Source organism: Corynebacterium pollutisoli (assembly GCF_900177745.1).
GTDB classification, from domain to species: Bacteria; Actinomycetota; Actinomycetes; order Mycobacteriales; family Mycobacteriaceae; genus Corynebacterium; species Corynebacterium pollutisoli.
Map to the genome: position 1 here is coordinate 273,065 of NZ_FXAR01000001.1, position 17,066 is coordinate 290,130.

The 17,066-nt window shown below is 68.9% G+C and carries 16 protein-coding genes; 14 read left to right on the forward strand and 2 right to left on the reverse strand.

Translation table 11 applies throughout. From position 1 onward, the window contains the following. Nucleotides 1-2 precede the first annotated feature (2 nt). Nucleotides 3-2,138 (reverse strand): 4-alpha-glucanotransferase, encoded by a 2,136-nt coding sequence (gene malQ / locus B9Y70_RS01330; RefSeq protein WP_085548805.1) that lies wholly within the window; start codon nt 2,136-2,138, stop codon nt 3-5. Nucleotides 2,139-2,265: 127 nt separating this feature from the next. Here malQ and B9Y70_RS01335 point away from each other — a divergent pair, with 127 nt between their 5' ends. The 14 genes from B9Y70_RS01335 to B9Y70_RS01400 all read left to right on the forward strand — a co-directional run bounded on the left by B9Y70_RS01335 (nt 2,266) and on the right by B9Y70_RS01400 (nt 16,586). After that, nucleotides 2,266-4,095 carry an AMP-dependent synthetase/ligase gene (locus tag B9Y70_RS01335; RefSeq protein ID WP_240309082.1) on the forward strand — a complete coding sequence of 610 codons (1,830 nt, stop codon included), beginning with the start codon at nt 2,266-2,268 and terminating at the stop codon, nt 4,093-4,095. 150 nt (nt 4,096-4,245) lie between these two features. Continuing rightward, nucleotides 4,246-4,890, forward strand: coding sequence for a hypothetical protein (locus tag B9Y70_RS01340; protein WP_085548444.1), 645 nt, complete (start codon nt 4,246-4,248; stop codon nt 4,888-4,890). A 10-nt stretch (nt 4,891-4,900) separates the two neighbouring features. Continuing rightward, nucleotides 4,901-6,013: a radical SAM family heme chaperone HemW gene (gene hemW, locus B9Y70_RS01345; RefSeq protein ID WP_085548445.1), complete on the forward strand. Its 1,113-nt coding sequence runs from the start codon at nt 4,901-4,903 to the stop codon at nt 6,011-6,013. Nucleotides 6,014-6,052: 39 nt separating this feature from the next. Then, complete coding sequence (gene hrcA, locus B9Y70_RS01350; RefSeq protein WP_085548446.1) at nt 6,053-7,066, forward strand: heat-inducible transcriptional repressor HrcA; 1,014 nt, start codon at nt 6,053-6,055, stop codon at nt 7,064-7,066. Between the two features lie 45 nt (nt 7,067-7,111). Next, on the forward strand, nt 7,112-8,251 hold the full coding sequence (dnaJ, locus tag B9Y70_RS01355) for a molecular chaperone DnaJ (RefSeq protein ID WP_085548447.1): 1,140 nt from the start codon (nt 7,112-7,114) through the stop codon (nt 8,249-8,251). Next, complete coding sequence (locus B9Y70_RS01360) at nt 8,248-8,964, forward strand: 16S rRNA (uracil(1498)-N(3))-methyltransferase (RefSeq protein ID WP_085548448.1); 717 nt, start codon at nt 8,248-8,250, stop codon at nt 8,962-8,964. Before dnaJ ends, B9Y70_RS01360 begins: the two co-directional genes overlap by 4 nt. 43 nt (nt 8,965-9,007) lie before the next feature. After that, on the forward strand, nt 9,008-9,973 hold the full coding sequence (locus B9Y70_RS01365; RefSeq protein ID WP_085548449.1) for a PhoH family protein: 966 nt from the start codon (nt 9,008-9,010) through the stop codon (nt 9,971-9,973). After that, a complete protein-coding gene (gene ybeY / locus B9Y70_RS01370; RefSeq protein WP_085548450.1) occupies nt 9,970-10,584 on the forward strand; it encodes an rRNA maturation RNase YbeY in 615 nt (204 codons plus the stop codon). Before B9Y70_RS01365 ends, ybeY begins: the two co-directional genes overlap by 4 nt. Then, a complete protein-coding gene (locus tag B9Y70_RS01375) occupies nt 10,584-11,915 on the forward strand; it encodes a hemolysin family protein (protein ID WP_085548451.1) in 1,332 nt (443 codons plus the stop codon). The genes ybeY and B9Y70_RS01375 overlap by 1 nt, the downstream gene beginning before the upstream one ends. A 49-nt stretch (nt 11,916-11,964) precedes the next feature. Then, nucleotides 11,965-12,816: a pyridoxal kinase PdxY gene (gene pdxY, locus B9Y70_RS01380; protein ID WP_085548452.1), complete on the forward strand. Its 852-nt coding sequence runs from the start codon at nt 11,965-11,967 to the stop codon at nt 12,814-12,816. A 239-nt stretch (nt 12,817-13,055) separates the two neighbouring features. Further along, complete coding sequence (gene era, locus B9Y70_RS01385; RefSeq protein WP_085548453.1) at nt 13,056-13,967, forward strand: GTPase Era; 912 nt, start codon at nt 13,056-13,058, stop codon at nt 13,965-13,967. Then, entirely contained in the window at nt 13,968-14,708 is a 741-nt protein-coding gene (gene recO, locus B9Y70_RS01390; RefSeq protein ID WP_085548454.1) for a DNA repair protein RecO, read from the forward strand. A 1-nt stretch (nt 14,709) separates the two neighbouring features. Then, nucleotides 14,710-15,459, forward strand: coding sequence for an isoprenyl transferase (locus tag B9Y70_RS01395; protein ID WP_085548455.1), 750 nt, complete (start codon nt 14,710-14,712; stop codon nt 15,457-15,459). Between the two features lie 8 nt (nt 15,460-15,467). Next, nucleotides 15,468-16,586, forward strand: coding sequence for a VIT1/CCC1 transporter family protein (locus B9Y70_RS01400; RefSeq protein WP_085548456.1), 1,119 nt, complete (start codon nt 15,468-15,470; stop codon nt 16,584-16,586). Here B9Y70_RS01400 and B9Y70_RS01405 read toward each other — a convergent pair. Further along, nucleotides 16,583-17,020: a Fur family transcriptional regulator gene (locus B9Y70_RS01405; protein ID WP_085548457.1), complete on the reverse strand. Its 438-nt coding sequence runs from the start codon at nt 17,018-17,020 to the stop codon at nt 16,583-16,585. The two genes, B9Y70_RS01400 and B9Y70_RS01405, sit on opposite strands and share 4 nt — an antisense overlap. Nucleotides 17,021-17,066 lie beyond the last annotated feature (46 nt).

Sequence of the window (17,066 nt, forward strand, 5' to 3'; positions counted from 1 at the left end):
GGCTATCGCTCGCTGGCCCTGGCTATCCGGTGGAAGAGCTCCATGCCGGCGAGATCCTCGATGAGGACCGGGGTGCCCTCAGCGTCGCACAGCGGGATGCACCAGTTGGGGTACTGGTCCTTGGTGGTGCCGGGCTGATTCTGCGCCCGGACGTCACCGACCATGTCGACGAGGGAGATGCACGTCAGCGCCGAGGGGGTGCCGGCGATGAAGCGGTGGATACCCTCCATGAGCTCCGGGGTGCTGCCGCGCTCGGAGCGCTCCAGACCCGCGAACTCCGTGTCGGCCAGCTCGGTGCCCTCGAAGCAGCCGGTCTCGCGGATGCGGTCGAGCACCTCCGCCTGCCACTCGAGATCCTCGGTGTCCTCGTCGGCGGCGTCACGGGTGAACAGACCCAGGCGGTCACGCAGCTCAATGTGCTCGCCCGCCAGGTACCCGGCGGTCGGCGGCAGATCGTGCGTGGTCACCGAACTCAGCGCCAGCTGACGGTACTCGTGCTGCAGGCGCGGGCCCTCGACGGTGGGGGAACTCTCGAACCACAGGATCGACGTGCCCATGACACCCTTGTCGGCCAGGACGTCCTGCACCCAGGCCTCGAACGTGCCCAGGTCCTCGCCGACGACGACGGCACCGGCGCGCTCGGCCTCGAGCGCCAGGATGCCCACGAGTGCCTCGTGGTCGAAGTGGACGTAGGTGCCGGTGGTCGGCGGCTGCATGCGCGGCATGACGAACAGGCGGAACAGGCCGAGGACGTGGTCGACGCGGATGCCGCCGGAGTGGCGCAGCACCGTCGTCAGCAGGTTGCGCCACGGCAGGTAACCCGCCTCGGCGAGCTTGCCCGGGTGCCACGGGGGCTGGGACCAGTCCTGGCCCTGCTGGTTGTAGCCGTCCGGCGGGGCACCGACGGAGACGTCCGGGGCGAGCCACGGCGCGAGGTTGTGGGCGTCGGCGCCACCGGGGTGCACGCCGACGGCGAGGTCAGCCATGATGCCGATCTTCATGCCTGCGGCCTTCGCGCGGGCCTGGGCGGCGGCGAGCTGCTCGTCGCACAGGAACTGCAGCCACATGTAGAAGTTGATGGCCTCGTCCATGCCCGGGGCGATGCCGTGGGCCCGCTGGTCGTGGATCTGCTCGTACTCGCGCTGGGCACACCAGGCGGCGAAGTCGACCAGGCCCTGGCCCTCACGCTCGATGTAGGCGCGGAACGCGGCCTCGCGCTCCGGGGTGCGGCCGTGGTGGTGCATCTCGTGGAGCACGTCGAGCTTGGCCTGGTAGACGGGGTTGCGCTCGATGATGTCGTCGGAGCGGTTCATCTCCTGCAGCTCGGCGGCGAGCTCGAGGATGTCGGCGCGGGTGTCCTCGTCGAGCTGCGCCATCTCCGGGATGTCCTCGATGCGCAGGTAGATCGGGTTGATGAAGCGACGGGTCGTCGGCAGGTAGGGGGAATCCTCCGCCGGCGGGAAGGGCTCCGCCGCGTGCATGGGGTTGACCAGCAGGAAGTCGGCGCCGGCCTTGGTCGCCAGCACCTCCGCCAGCTGACCCATGTCGTGGAAGTCACCGAGGCCCCAGGACTTCTCGGAACGCACCGAGTACATCTGGGCCATGACACCCGTCACCGGCTTCTCGACGTAGCGGTCCGTCGTGGACAGGCGGGACGGGGTGATGATGAGTGCACACTCGTGGCGCGCGTCGTTCGACACCAGCTCGATGCGGTGCCAGCCCAGAGGCAGGTCACCCGGGATGCGGAAGGTCGCCTCGCCCCACGCCTGGCCGTCGACGGTGACCGGCGGGTTCCAGTTCTCCTCCTGGTGGACCGGGCGCTCGGAACCGTCCTCGAGGAGGATGCGCACCTCCGCCGGGGCACCGTCGTGCACGTGGACGTTGAAGGTGCGGGCATCCCCGGCGACGGCGACGACGCTGGCCGGCAGCGGCCGGATCGCCTCCGCCAGGCGGTGGGCCTCCAGGGCGGCGGCGAGGTCGGCCTCCGCGGGGGCGTCGGCAAGCTCGACGCCGAGAGCACGCAGCGTCTTCAGCAGCGTGTCATCGGTGACGACGATCTCCTCCCCGTCACTGGCGGTGTAGCGCGTGGCGACGCCGTGGGCGTCCGCGAGTTCTCTCAGCACGTCCTGGTAAGTCACACCCGACATACTGCCACCTTGCTGCCCGATCCGCTGTAAGTCGCGGGGTGTGGCCGACATCCGGCGTGCCCGCAGGGGTAGCGTTGTGAGGAAACCGTCATGTATCCCGAAGCGAGAGGACGCCCCCGTGCAGGAGTTCCACACCCCGGCCGACTACGAGATCGCCCCCGGCGAAACCTGCCTGACTGCCATGCTGGACACGGCCCGCCGCTACCCGCACGGCGTGATGTTCACCCGCCCCGCCAACTTCGAGTGGGTCAACGTCACCTCCGCTGAGTTCGTCTCCGAGGTGTACGAGGTGGCCAAGGGCCTGGTGGCCTCCGGCGTGCAGCCCGGTGACCGCGTCGCCCTCATCTCCTCCACCCGCTACGAGTGGTCGCTGTTCGACTTCGCCATCTGGGCCGCCGGTGCCGTGAGCGTCCCGATCTACCCGTCGTCCTCCCTGTCGCAGATGCAGTGGATCATCGAGGACTCCGGTGCCGTGCTCGCCATCTCCGAGACCCGCGACCACACCGAGCTCATTTCCCACCTCGTCCTCACCGAGGACGGCTCCCCGCGTCTGCAGGGGTCCCCCTCCCAGCTGCGGCGCGTTGTGGAGATCAACTCCTCCGCCGTGGCCACCCTCCGCTTCGAGGGCCGCGAGATCCCCTCCGAGGAGATCGACTCCCGTATCGCCCACACCTCCACCGACGACCTCGCGTCGCTGGTCTACACCTCCGGCACCACCGGCCAGCCCAAGGGCTGCAAGCTCACCCACCGCAACTGGCTCGCCGAGGTCCGCGGCGTGCTCAGCCACCCCATCGGTGCCATCGCCGTACCGGGCACCCGCGTGCTCACCTTCCTGCCTATGGCGCACGTCCTCTCCCGCGCCGTGTCCCTGGCCGTGGTCATCGGTGGCGCCACCCAGAACCACTGGTCGGACTTCTCCACCCTGTCCGTCGAGTTCGCCCGCTCCCGCCCGAACCTCATCCTCGGCGTCCCGCGCGTGTTCGAGAAGGTGCGCAACTCCGCCGCCGCCAACGCCGCCGACGGTGGGCCGGTGAAGGAGCGTATCTTCGCCGGCGCGGAGAAGACCGCCATCGAGTACTCCCGTGCCCTCGACACCCCGGAGGGCCCGTCCCGGGCGTTGACCGCCAAGCGCAAGGTCTTCGACAAGCTCGTCTACTCCAAGATCCGCTCCGCCATCGGCGACTCCGTGAAGTACTGCATCACCGGTGGCTCCGCCATGAGTCACGAGCTGCTGCATTTCTTCCGTGGTATCGGGGTGCCCGTCTACGAGGGCTATGGCCTCACCGAGACCGCTGCCGCGGCCGCCGTCGACTTCGAGGACCAGAAGATAGGCACCGTCGGTCGCCCGCTGGGTGGTGTCACCGTCCGCATCAACGATGAGGGTGAGATCCTGGTCAAGGGCCCGATCCTCTTCGACGGCTACTGGAAGAACGACGAGGCCACCGCCGAGTCCATGGAGGGCGAGTGGTACAACACAGGTGATCTCGGCGAGCTGCTCGAGTCCGGTCACCTCGTCATCACCGGCCGCAAGAAGGATCTCATCGTCACCGCCGGCGGAAAGAACGTTTCGCCCGGTCCCATGGAGGACTCTCTGCGCGCCCACCCGCTGATCTCCCAGGCGATGGTCGTCGGCGACGGCAAGCCCTTCGTCGGCCTGCTGGTCACCCTCGACGAGGACGCGCTCAACCGCTGGAAGCTCAATCACAACATCGACGAGGACACCTCCGTCCAGGACCTAGCCACTAATCCGGCCCTGCGCGCGGAGATCCAGGACGCCGTCAACACCGTCAACGCCACCGTCTCCCAGGCGGAGGGCATCCGGAAGTTCTACATCCTCGACCGTGACCTCACGGAGGAGGAGAACGAGCTCACCCCGACGATGAAGGTCAAGCGCAACGTCGTCGCCCAGCGCTACGCCGACGCTATCAGCCACCTGTACAAGCGCTGATCCGGGGATTTGCCCCCGCTGGCTCGGCCACCCGCCGGACAGGGGCGCTCACGGGGGACAACTGCAGTGCACGGCGAGTCCTCCCGGACTGTGAACGATTCTCGCCTAGAGTCAGCCTCGATTCAGGAAACAGACAGGGGGTAGCCCACGATGCAGAAGATCGCCGCCGAGCTGCGCCATCGCGAGCTCACCCAGGAGATCTACAACATCGGTGACGAGGTCGCCGAGTACATCGAACACCTCCTGCAGGCCATCCGTGACTGGGACGGGGAACTCACCGTCGACTGCCTCGCGGAGTTCGAGGAGATCCTCGCCGACGCCCGCCGCGACTCCCGCCGGATCATCGGCGAGCTCCTCGGTCTGCGTCAGGCCCTGACCTCCGGACTGCGCTCCGGGGTGCTCTCCGCCGCGGCGTCGCGCTCCTCGCAGCTGGTCGAACCCGAGCTTCTCGACGCCGCCTCCCTCGAGGAGCTGTTCACCTTCGCGGAGATCGACGCCCGCACCGCGCTGGTCGTCGAGCACCTGGAGGAGATCGTCGAGTGGGTGCTGGCCCAGACGGACATGGTCGCCCACAATCTCGACGCGGTGAGCCTGCCGCACCTCTACGCCCGCGTCGGTACGCATGTCACCACCGCCGTCGACGGTTGGCTGACGACCGTCGCCCAGGCCTACCCGGCGCACGCCCGCTCCATGCGCGGCGCGCACCCGCCGGAGTTCCTCGCGGAGCGCGCGCGTATCGACGCCATCGTCGCCCGCGTCGCAGCCAAACGTGCCCGCCGCGGGGCCGCCAGCTAACCTGGTCGGAATGTTCGGCGTCTACGTCCACGTCCCCTTCTGCAGCACCCGCTGCGGCTACTGCGACTTCAACACCTACACCCCGGGTGAACTCGACATGGCGCCCGTCGCCTACCTCGACTCCCTGGCCCGCGAGCTGGAGCTCGCGGAGGGCCCGCCCGCCGACACCGTCTTCATCGGCGGCGGCACGCCCTCCCTCCTCGGGGCCGACGGTCTCACCCGCATCCTCGACATGGTGCGCGGCAGCTTCGGCCTGGCACCCGGCGCCGAGGTGACCACGGAGTCCAACCCGGAGTCGACCTCGCCCGAGTTCTTCGCGGGGCTTCTCGACGCCGGTTTCACCCGCCTCTCCCTCGGCATGCAGTCCGCCTCCCCGGCGGTGCTGCGCGTCCTCGACCGCACGCACACCCCGGGCCGCGCGGTGGAGGCGGCGCGGGAGGCCCGGGCCGCCGGCTTCGAGCACGTCAACCTCGACATGATCTACGGCACCCCGACGGAGACGGACCGAGATGTCCTCGACACCCTCGACGCCGTGCTCGCCGCCGGGGTCGACCACGTCTCCGCCTACTCCCTCATCGTCGAGGACGGCACCGCCATGGCCCGCAAGGTCCGCCGCGGGGAGCTGCCCGCCCCGGACGAGGACGTCTACGCCCGCCGCTACGAGATGATCGCCGGCCGCCTCCATGCGGAGGGTTTCGACTGGTACGAGGTGTCCAACTGGGCCAGGCCGGGCGGTGAGTGCCGCCACAACGAGATCTACTGGCGCGACGGCGACTGGTGGGGAGCTGGCCCCGGCGCCCACTCCCACCTCGGCGACCGCCGTTTCCACAACGTCAAGCACCCGGCCCGCTACGCGCGGATGCTCGCGGAGGGGCAGCTGCCCATCGCCGGGGAGGAGATCCTCACCCCGGCTGACCGCCACACCGAGCAGATCATGCTCGGCCTGCGCCTGCGGGAGGGCATCCCCTTCGCCTGGATCGAGGAGGGGGGACACGCGGTCGTCGACAAGCATGTCGACGGCGGGTTGCTGCAGCATGTCGGGGACCGGATCGCCCTGACGGACGCCGGGCGCCTGCTGGCGGACGGCATCATCACGGACATCCTCGTGGCGGAGGAGCGCTGACACGTTAGACTGTTGGCAATCAAGGGAGGTGAGTGCCAGATGGCGAGTTCGACGGACAGGCGTCGGCAGGAGGTCCTGCGCGCGATCGTGGCGGACTACATCGCCTCCCAGGAGCCGGTCGGCTCGAAGTCGCTCCTGGAACGCCACCAGCTGCAGGTCTCCAGCGCGACGATCCGCAACGACATGGCGGTCCTCGAATCCGAGGGCTACATCGTGCAGCAGCACGCCAGCTCCGGGCGCATCCCCACGGAGAAGGGCTACCGGCAGTTCGTCGACCACATCCACGACCTCAAGCCGCTGTCGGCGGCGGAGCGACGCGCGATCCTCAGCTTCCTCGAGGACGGCGTTGACCTGGAGGACGTGCTGCGTCGCTCGGTGACCCTCCTCGCGCAGCTCACCCGCCAGGCCGCGGTGATCCAGCTGCCGAACCTCAAGGTGGCCCGCGTCAAGCACATCGAGGTCGTCGCGCTCGGCCCGACGCGCCTGCTGCTCGTGCTCATCACCGACACCGGGCGCGTCGACCAGCGCAACGTCGAGCTCGACGAGCTTCTCGACGCCGAGGGGGTGCTCCTCCTGCGCGACCTGCTCAACGGGGCGCTGGTGGACAAGACCCTCGCGGAGGGCTCCACCACGTTGGCGCAGCTGGTGCAGAACCCGCCGCCGCAGATCCGGCACGCGCTCACCCGGGCGGCGACCCGCCTCGTGGAGACCCTCGTGGACCAGCCGACGGACCGCCTCATCCTGGCGGGCACGTCGAACCTCACCCGCGCCGCGGGCCTGCCCGGCGTCATCGAGGCCCTGGAGGAGCAGGTGACCGTGCTCAAGCTCCTGGCGAACGTCCCCGACCTGGGCAACGTCAGCGTGCTCATCGGCGAGGAGAACGAGGACGAGGACCTCCGCGACGCCTCCGTGGTGGCCACCGCCTACGGTTCCGACGGGCACGCGCTCGGCGGGCTCGGTGTGGTCGGGCCCACGTTCATGGACTACCCGGGAACAATCCAGAAGGTCTCGGCCGTTGCACGGTATGTCAGCCGGGTTCTGGCCGGCGAGTAACATTCATTCGGTTATCTATCAGTCGTGGAAGGAAAGCAATTCATCGTGGCTCGTGATTATTACGGAATTCTGGGCGTCGACAAGTCTGCGACCGATGCGGAGATCAAGAAGGCCTACCGCCGGCTCGCACGCAAGTACCACCCGGACGTCAACTCGACCGAGGAGGCGGCGGAGAAGTTCCGTGAGGTGTCGGTGGCGCACGAGGTGCTCACCGACCCCGACAAGCGACGTGTGGTCGACATGGGCGGCGACCCGATGGAGCAGGGCAACGGCGGCATGCCGGGCGGCTTCGGCGGGGGTGGCGGCTTCGGCGACATCTTCGAGGCCTTCTTCGGCGGCGGCGCCGGCGGCTCCCGGGGCCCGCGGTCCCGCGTGCAGCCGGGCAACGACGCCCTGCTGCGCGCCGCCATCACCCTCGAGGAGGCGTTCGCCGGTGTGAAGAAGGACATCACCGTCGACACCGCCGTCGTGTGCGACCACTGTGCGGGCTCCGGCTCGGAGTCGCAGGCCAAACCCGTCACCTGCGGCCAGTGCCACGGACAGGGCGAGGTGCAGGAGGTCCAGCGTTCCTTCCTGGGCAACATCATGACCTCGCGCCCGTGCCCGGCATGTGACGGCTACGGCGAGATCATCCAGGACCCCTGCACCCGCTGCTCCGGCCAGGGCCGCATGAAGAAGCGCCGCGACCTCGTGGTCAACGTCCCCGCCGGCATCTCCAACGGCATGCGCATCCGCATGGCCGGGCAGGGCGAGGTCGGCCACGGCGGCGGTCCTGCCGGCGACCTCTACGTGGAGATCTCCACCCGTCCGCACCCCGTTTTCCAGCGCGAGGGCGACAATCTGCACCTCACCGTCCAGGTCCCGGCCGTCGACGCCGCCCTGGGCACCGCGGTCACGGTGGAGGACCTGGCGGGCAAGGAGCTGACCATCGACATCCCGGCCGGCACCCAGCCGCTCGAGCAGCTGCACCTGTCCGGCCAGGGCATGCCGCGTCTGCGCACCGAGGGCCGTGGTGACCTCCTGGCACACGTCCAGGTGGTCGTGCCCACCGAGATCGACGACCGCACCCGCGAGCTCCTCGAGCAGATCCGCGACCACCGCTTGGAGTCGGCCTCCGTCAACCGGGAGGGCGAGGAGGACTCCGGGTTCTTCTCCCGTCTCAAGGGCAAGTTCCGCAACCGATGAGCCTGCCGGTCTTCGTCCACCCGGGCCCCTTCGGCGGCGGCCCCGTCACCCTGTCGGGCCCGGAGGGCCGCCACGCGGTGTCCGTCAAGCGCATCGTCGCCGGCGAGCAGATCCTGCTCATCGACGGCCACGGCACCCACGCCACCGTCACCGTCACCGCCACGCGCGGTAAGGACGAGTTGACGGGTGAGGTGGAGGAATGGGGCGTCGACAAGCAGCCGCGCCCGCGGGTGACCGTCGTGCAGGCCCTGCCGAAGGCGGAGCGCTCGGAATTGGCCGTCGACCTGGCGACGCAGGCCGGGGCCGACGCCATCGTGCCGTGGCAGGCGGAGCGCTGCGTGGCGAAGTGGACCGGGCCGAAGGCCGCGAAGGGCGTGGCGAAGTGGGAGGCGGCGGCCGCCGCGGCCGCGAAGCAGTCCCGCCGCACACGCATCCCGGAGATCCACGAGCCGCTGACCACCGGGCAGGTGGCGGAGTTCATCGCGGGGCGGACGGCGCTGGTGCTCCACGAGGAGTCGGCGACGCCGCTGCGCGAGATCGACCTCGACGTCGATGAGCTGGTCCTCATCGTCGGACCCGAGGGCGGCATCGGCGCCGACGAGTTGGCCCGGCTCGGGGCGACAACCGTGAAGCTCGGGCCCGAGGTCCTGCGGACGGCGAGCGCCGCGATGGTGGCCCTGTCGGCCATCGGCGTGCTCACGGACCGCTGGTAGAGTTCCCCCTAACATTCGACAAGGAAGCAGGCGCGCAGAGGTAGTGGCAGCACAGGTCATCACGAGGAAGGTGGAGCTCGACTCGGTGTACACCCAGTCGGTGCTCGGCATCAACGACGAGAACCTGCGGGTCCTGGACAATCAGATCGACGCGGACTTCCACGCCCGCGGCCACCTGGTCACCGTCACCGGCCCCGACCACGAGGTCGCCCGCGCCGTGAAGGTCTTCGAGGAGCTCGAGTCCATCGCCCGCCGCGGGCACGTCATCTCCCCGGACGCGGTCAAGCACGCGGTGTCCATCGTCACCGTCGAGGCCCCGCAGTCCGTCACCGAGGTGCTGGCCAGCGACATCGTCTCCCGCCGCGGCCGGACCATCCGCCCGAAGACGCTGGGGCAGAAGGAGTACGTCGACGCGATCGACGAGCACACCATCGTCTTCGGAGTCGGCCCCGCCGGCTCCGGCAAGACCTACCTGGCGGTGGCCAAGGCGGTCCAGGCGCTGCAGTCTAAGCAGGTAACCCGCATCATCCTCACCCGCCCCGCCGTCGAGGCCGGTGAGAAGCTGGGTTTCCTGCCCGGCACCCTGAGCGACAAGATCGACCCCTACCTGCGCCCGCTCTACGACGCGCTGCGCGACATGCTCGACCCGGAGATGATCCCCAAGCTCATGGACGCCGGCGTCATCGAGGTCGCGCCGCTGGCCTACATGCGTGGCCGCACCCTCAACGACGCCTTCGTCATCCTCGACGAGGCCCAGAACACCACCCCGGCGCAGATGAAGATGTTCCTCACCCGCCTGGGATTCGGCTCCAAGATGATCGTCACCGGCGACATCACCCAGGTCGACCTGCCCACCGGGCAGAAGTCCGGCCTGCGGCTGGTGCGCAACATCCTCCGCGGCGTGGAGGGCATCCACTTCGCGGAACTGTCCAGCAAGGACGTGGTCCGCCACTCCCTCGTCGGCCGCATCGTCGACGCCTACGACTCCTACGAGGAGAATCTGAAGTGAGCATCGAGGTCTTCAACGAATCCGGCCATGCGGGCGTCAACGAGGAGATGCTCATCGACGTCGCCTCCTTCGCCCTCGGCGAGATGGACATCCACCCCGACGCGGAGGCCTCCATTCACATCGTCGATCTCAAGACGATCACCGAACTCCACGTCCGCTGGCTCGACCTCGACGGCCCGACCGACGTCATGACCTTCCCCATGGACGAGCTCACCCCGGGTTCCGGCACCGCCCTCGGCGCCCGCCCCGACTCCAAGGGGCCAGGCCCGGCGTTGCTCGGCGACATCGTCCTGTGCCCGGAGTTCGCCGCGAAGCAGGCGGCCGCCGCCGGCCACGGCCTCGACCACGAGCTGGCGCTGCTCACCGTCCACGGCTGCCTCCACCTGCTCGGCTACGACCACGCCACCCCCGCCGACGAGCGCGAGATGTTCGCCCTGCAGAACGAGCTGCTGGCCGACTGGTACGACGACGTCGCCCGCCGCGGCGTCGAGTACCAGCCCAAGCCCACCGGCGCGCAGGCCTTCCCGTCCGCCGCCGACCGGCAGGCCCTCGACGAGATCGTCCCCGGGGGCGGCATCCCGCCCATCGGCGAACCCGCCGGTGAGCAGTAATGGAGGTTGACACTGTCTGGCTGAGCGTCGTCACGGTGCTGGCGCTCGGGCTGTCCGGCCTCGTCGGCACCGTCGAGTCCGCCGTCAGCTCCATCTCCCGCGCCCGCGTCGAGGGGATGGTCAAGGACGAGGTCGCGGGAGCACGGTCGCTGTTCAAGGTGGTCGACCACCGGGCGAACAACATCAACCTGCTCATCCTGCTCAAGACGCTTCTCGACGCCACCGCCGCCGTCTTCGCCGCCGCCCTCGCCCGCGACGTCTTCGAGTCCGAGGTGTGGGCGATCGTGCTGGCCATCGTGGCCGTTGCCCTCATCACCTACGCCGTGGTCGGGGTCTTCGCCCGCACCATGGGCCGCAAGAACCCATACTCCATCTCCCTGCGCTCCGCCGTGGTGCTGCAGGGCGTGGCGTTCGTACTCGGACCGGTGGCGCGGGTCCTCATCTGGCTGGGCAACCTCATCGCCCCCGGCAGCGGCTTCCGCCACGGCCCCTACGCCACCGAGGTCGAGCTGCGCGAGATGGTCGACATCGCCCAGGAGCACGGCATCGTCGAGGTCGAGGAACGTCGCATGATCCAGTCGGTGTTCGACCTCGCCTCCACCACCGCCCGCCAGGTCATGGTGCCGCGCACCGAGATGATCTGGATCGAGGAGGGCAAGCACGCCGGCCAGGCCACCACCCTGTGCGTGCGCTCCGGCCACTCCCGCGTGCCCGTCGTCGGCGAGAACATGGACGACATCCTCGGCATCGTCTACATCAAGGACCTCGTCCGGCACACCTACCACCTCACCGACGGCGGCGCGTCGGTCTCCGTCACCGACGTCATGCGCCCCGCCACCTTCGTGCCCGACTCGAAGAACCTCGATGAGCTGCTCCACGAGATGCAGCGCGACAAGATTCACATGGCCATGCTCGTCGACGAGTACGGCGGCATCGCCGGGCTCATCACCATGGAGGACATCCTCGAGGAGATCGTCGGTGAGATCGCCGACGAGTACGACATCGCCGAGGTCGCCCCCATCGAGCTCATCGGGGACCGCACCTACCGCGCCGTCTCCCGTCTGTCCCTGGAGGACCTGCGTGACCAGATCGACGACGACTACGACATCGACATCGAGTTCACCGAGGAGATCGAGGACCAGGTCGAGTCCGTCGGCGGCCTCATCGGCTACGAGATCGGCCGCGTCCCCCTGCCCAACTCCACCGTGGAGACCTGCGGCCTGCGCCTGACCGCCGAGGGCAGCCGCGACCGCCGCGGCCGCATGCGCGTGCGCTCCGTCGTCGTCGAGGTGCTGCAGCGCGCCGACCAGGGCGACCGGGCCAAGGATTGAACAGCCGGGTGATTGTGTTTTCACCCTGGAAGAGAGCACAATAACCACCGTGAACATCCTCTCCATCCAGTCCTCCGTGGCCTACGGTCACGTCGGTAACTCCGCCGCCGTCTTCCCGCTCCAGCGCCTGGGGCACGAGGTGTGGCCGGTGTACACCGTCAACTTCTCCAACCACACCGGTTACGGTGCGTGGCGGGGCCCGATGATCCCGGCCACCGACGTCGCCGACATCATCACCGGCATCGAGGAGCGGGGCGTGCTCGGCCAGGTCGACGCCGTCCTCTCCGGGTACCAGGGTGGCTCCGACATCGCGGACGTCATCATCGACGCCGTGGCGAAGGTCAAGGCCGCCAACCCCGCCGCCGTCTACGCGTGCGACCCGGTCATGGGCAACGCCAAGTCCGGCTGCCACGTCTCCGACCTCATCCCCCCGCTGCTGCGGGACCGCGTCGTGCCGGTCGCGGACATCATCACCCCGAACCAGTTCGAGCTCGGCTTCCTCACCGGCCGCGAGGCCTCCGACCTGGAGTCCACCCTGGAGGCCGTCGACGCCGCCCGTGAGATGGGCCCGTCGACCGTCCTGGTCACCTCCGTGGAGCGCCCGGACCGCCCGGAGGGCACCATCGAGATGCTCGCCGTCAACGACGCCGGCGCGTGGATCGTGCAGACCCCGTACCTGCCGTTCAAGCGCAACGGCTCCGGCGATGTCACCGCCGCCCTGTTCACCGGACACTACGTCGCGACGAAGGACGCCGCCGACGCCCTGGCGAAGACCGCCTCCTCCGTCTTCGACCTCGTGGAGAACACCTACCGCGCGGACTCCCGCGAGCTGCTGCTCATCGAGTCCCAGGACGCCTACGCGAACCCGCGGATGCAGTTCGAGGTCACGCAGGTCCGCTGACCGGGAGCCTGGCGTCCAGCCCCACGGTTCGGGTGAGCGTCGTCGGCGGGCCGCGATGGCCATATCGTCACCCGGTGCCGGGGCAGTGCGGTGCTTTAGGTCGGCATCCTCACGCATAGTGCCGCGGGGTGTACGACGATATGGTCAACCGCAGAGACTGCCGGCGAATAGTCATCGACGATGTGTTGGATGGCGACCTCGCCTAGTAGTCTCAGTTCTAAGCAACCCTAGGAGTCCCCATCAGCTCATTCACCGACACCCCGGACGGCTTCCGCTCCGGCTTCGTCAGCTTCGTCGGCCGCCCGAACACGGGCAAGTCGACCCTCACCAATGCTCTGGTGGGGGAGAAGATCGCCATCACCGCCAACCAGCCGGAGACCACCCGCCACCCGATCCGCGGCCTGGTGCACCGGGAGAATGCGCAGATCGTGGTCGTCGACACGCCGGGTCTGCACAAGCCGCGGACGCTGCTGGGTGAGCGGCTCAACGAGATCGTCAAGGACACCTACGCCGACGTCGACCTCATCGGTCTGACCGTCCCGGCGGACGAGAAGATCGGCCCCGGTGACCGCTGGATCCTGGAGAATCTGCGGAAGGTGGTGCCGAACACCCCGATCATCGGCATCGTCACCAAGCTGGACAAGGCGAGCAAGGACCAGGTCGGCGCCCAGCTGCTGGCGCTGCACGAGCTGCTCGGCGGCGAGGCCGAGGTGGTGCCGGTGTCCGCCAAGGACGGCACCCAGGTCGACGTTCTCATCGACGTCCTCACGTCGCTGCTCCCCGAGGGGCCGAAATTCTACCCCGACGACCACGTCACCGACGACGACACGGAGAAGCGCATCTCCGAGCTCATCCGCGAGGCGGCGCTGTCCGGCCTCAAGGACGAGCTGCCGCACTCCGTCGCCGTCGAGGTGGACGAGATGCTCACCGAGAACGGCCTGCTGACCATCCACGCGATCCTCTACCTGGAGCGCGAGGGGCAGAAGGCGATCATCCAGGGTAAGGACGGGCGTCGTTTCGGGCGGATCATCCACAACTCGCGCCAGGAGATCATCAGGCTGCTGGGGCGCAACGTCTACCTCGACCTGCGCATCAAGGTGCTGAAGAACTGGCAGTCCGACCCGAAGTCGCTGGGTCGCCTGGGCTTCTAGATGCGGGCGCAGCCGTACCGCGACCGGGCGCTGGTGGTGCGGACCTACGACTTCGGCGAGGCCGACCGCATCATCGTGCTGCTCACACGGCACCACGGGATCCGGCGCGGGGTGGCGAAGGGGGTGCGGCGGTCGAAGTCGCGTTTCGGGTCGCGGCTGCAGCACTTCGTCGACATCGACGTGCAGCTCTACCCGGGCCGCAACCTCGAGTCGATCACGGGGGCGGACACCGTCGCCTACTACGGGGCGGGCATCATCGACCACTACGAGCGCTACACCGCCGCGTGCGCGGCCCTGGAGACGGCGGAGAGGCTGTCCCAGGATGAGGATCCGTGGCTGTTCGACCACCTCACCGAGACGCTCGCCCGGATGCAGACGACGGCGCACCCGACCATCGTCCTCGACGCCTTTCTCCTGCAGGCGATGACCCACGCGGGGTGGGCCCCGAGCCTGTTCGACTGCGCCCAGTGCGGGGCACCGGGCCCGCACCACGCCTTCCACCCGGCGGTCGGCGGCGCGGCGTGTGTGCAGTGCCGTCCCCCGGGGGCGGCGGAGGTTCCGGAGGAGGCGCTGCACCTCATGTGGCTGCTCAATCATGCGCACTGGCCTGCAGCGATGGCGATCGTCGATAAGCAGGACGGCAACCACCTGGGTGCCGTCGCGCACCGGCTCACCCGGGCGCACCTGCAATGGCATCTGGAACAGAAGGTCACCAGTCTGGGCGTCATGGACCAGACGTAGGATGGTCTGCGTGAGTAACGCACCCTTGAACCCCCCGAACATCCCCGCCGAGTTCATCCCCGACCACATCGCCCTGGTGATGGACGGTAACGGGCGCTGGGCGCAGCAGCGCGGTCTCAAGCGCACGGAGGGGCACAAGCGCGGTGAGGCCGTGCTCATGGACGTCGTCGACGCCTGCCTGGCACTCGGGGTGCCGTACCTGTCGGCCTACGCCTTCTCGACGGAGAACTGGCGCCGCTCGGCGGACGAGGTCCGCTTCCTCATGGGCTTCAACCGGGACGTGCTGCGCCGCCAGCGCGACGTCCTCAACGCCAAGGGTGTGCGGGTGCGCTGGGTGGGCCGCCGCCCGCGCCTGTGGCGCACCGTCATCCGCGAACTCGAGGTCGCGGAGGAGATGACGCAGGACAACACCCGGATGACGCTGGCGATGTGCGTCAACTACGGCGGTCGCGCCGAGCTTGTCGACGCCGCCCGGGAGATCGCCCGCCGCGCCGCTGCCGGCGAGCTGCGCCCCGAGGAGATCACCGAGAAGACCTTCCCCCAGTTCCTCGACGAGCCGGACATGCCGGACGTCGACCTGTTCCTGCGCCCCTCCGGTGAGAAGCGGACGTCGAACTTCCTGCCCTGGCAGTCGGCGTACGCCGAGATGGTGTACCAGGACAAGCTGTTCCCGGACTTCACTCCGCAGGATCTCTTCGACGCCGTCGTGGAGTACGCTTCTCGTGACCGTCGCTTCGGCGGCACCAAGTAGGTAGGGGAGTGGGAGCAGCAGTGGTCGTCAGCAACGAGGAACCGACCCGCGCGCAGATCAACCGGTGGCGCCGCTACCTGGCCAACGAGCGCGCCGAGGCGGCCCTCTACCGGGAGCTCGCCCGCCGCAAAACCGGCGAGGAGCGGGAGATCCTCCTGGCCCTGGCGGACTCGGAGTCCCGCCACGAGGAGTTCTGGCGCGGCAAGCTCGGCGAGTACGTCGGCTTCCCCCGCCAGCCCGACCTGGGCACCCGTTTCATGGGCTTCCTGGCGAAACGTTTCGGCTCTGTGTTCACCCTGGCGCTCATGCAGTCGGCGGAGGCGCGCAGCCCCTACATCAAGGACGAGGACGCCCCGGAGCAGATCGCGGCCGACGAGCGCATCCACGCCGAGGTGGTCCGCGGTCTGGCGGCCCGGGGACGGGAGAAGATGTCCGGTGGTTTCCGCGCCGCCGTGTTCGGTGCCAACGATGGCCTGGTGTCCAACCTGGCGCTCGTCGTCGGCGTCATGGGTTCCGGCGTCTCGTCGAACATGATCCTGCTCACCGGCGTCTCCGGTCTGTTGGCCGGCGCGCTGTCCATGGCGGCCGGCGAGTACGTGTCGGTGACCTCCCAGCGGGAGCTCCTCGAGGCCTCCACCCCGCACCCCAAGGCGCACACGCTGCTGCCCTCGCTCGACGTCAACGCCAACGAGCTGGCGCTGGTCTACCGCGCCCGCGGCATGAGCGAGAAGGAGGCGCAGTCCAAGGCGCAGGCCGAGTTCTCGCGCATGGCGCTGGAGCAGGCCATCGGCCTCGACCGGGAGGACAGCCCCGGCGAGCAGGAGACGTGGACCGACCCCGGTGAGGTCGTGGGTTCGCCGTGGACGGCCGCCGGGTCGAGCTTCCTTTTTTTCGCGGGTGGCGCGTTCATCCCGATCATCCCGTTCCTCTTCGGGGCGTCGCCCGTACTCGGCGCGGTCATCGCGATGGTGCTGGTGTCCTGCGCGCTCATGTTCACCGGCGGTGTCGTCGGCGTGCTCTCCGGGAAGCCGCCGTTCTCGCGGGCCATGCGCCAGCTGGCGATCGGCCTGGGGGCGGCCGCCATCACCTACCTGCTGGGTGTGGCGTTCGGTACCGTGATCGGCTAGTTCCCCTCGTCCCGGCGGGCGGCGGCGCATTCCGGGCACAGCCCGTAGATCTCGGCGTCATGGCCGGTGAGCTGGAATCCGTGCTTTTCCGCGACCTGCTTGGCCCAGGTCTCGACGCTGCCGCCGTCGATCTCCTCGGTCCGGCCGCACTGCGTGCACACGAGGTGATGGTGGTGGTGCGGGGAGACGCACTGGCGGTACAGGGTCTCGCCGGTGGCCATGTGGAGGACGTCGACGGCCTCGATCTCCGCGAGGGACTGGAGGGTGCGGTACACCGTGGTCAGGCCGACCTGGAGGTCCCTGTTCTCCAGCTCACGGTGGATCTCCTTGGCCGAGGCGAAGGTGTCGATCTCGGAGAGGACGTTGATGACCGCGGTGCGCTGACGGGTGTTGCGGGCCCCGAGCTTCGGAACACCGGAGGACGTGGGAGACATGTACGGGCTCTTCCTGAGAAACGGGATCGAGTACATATCCCATTAT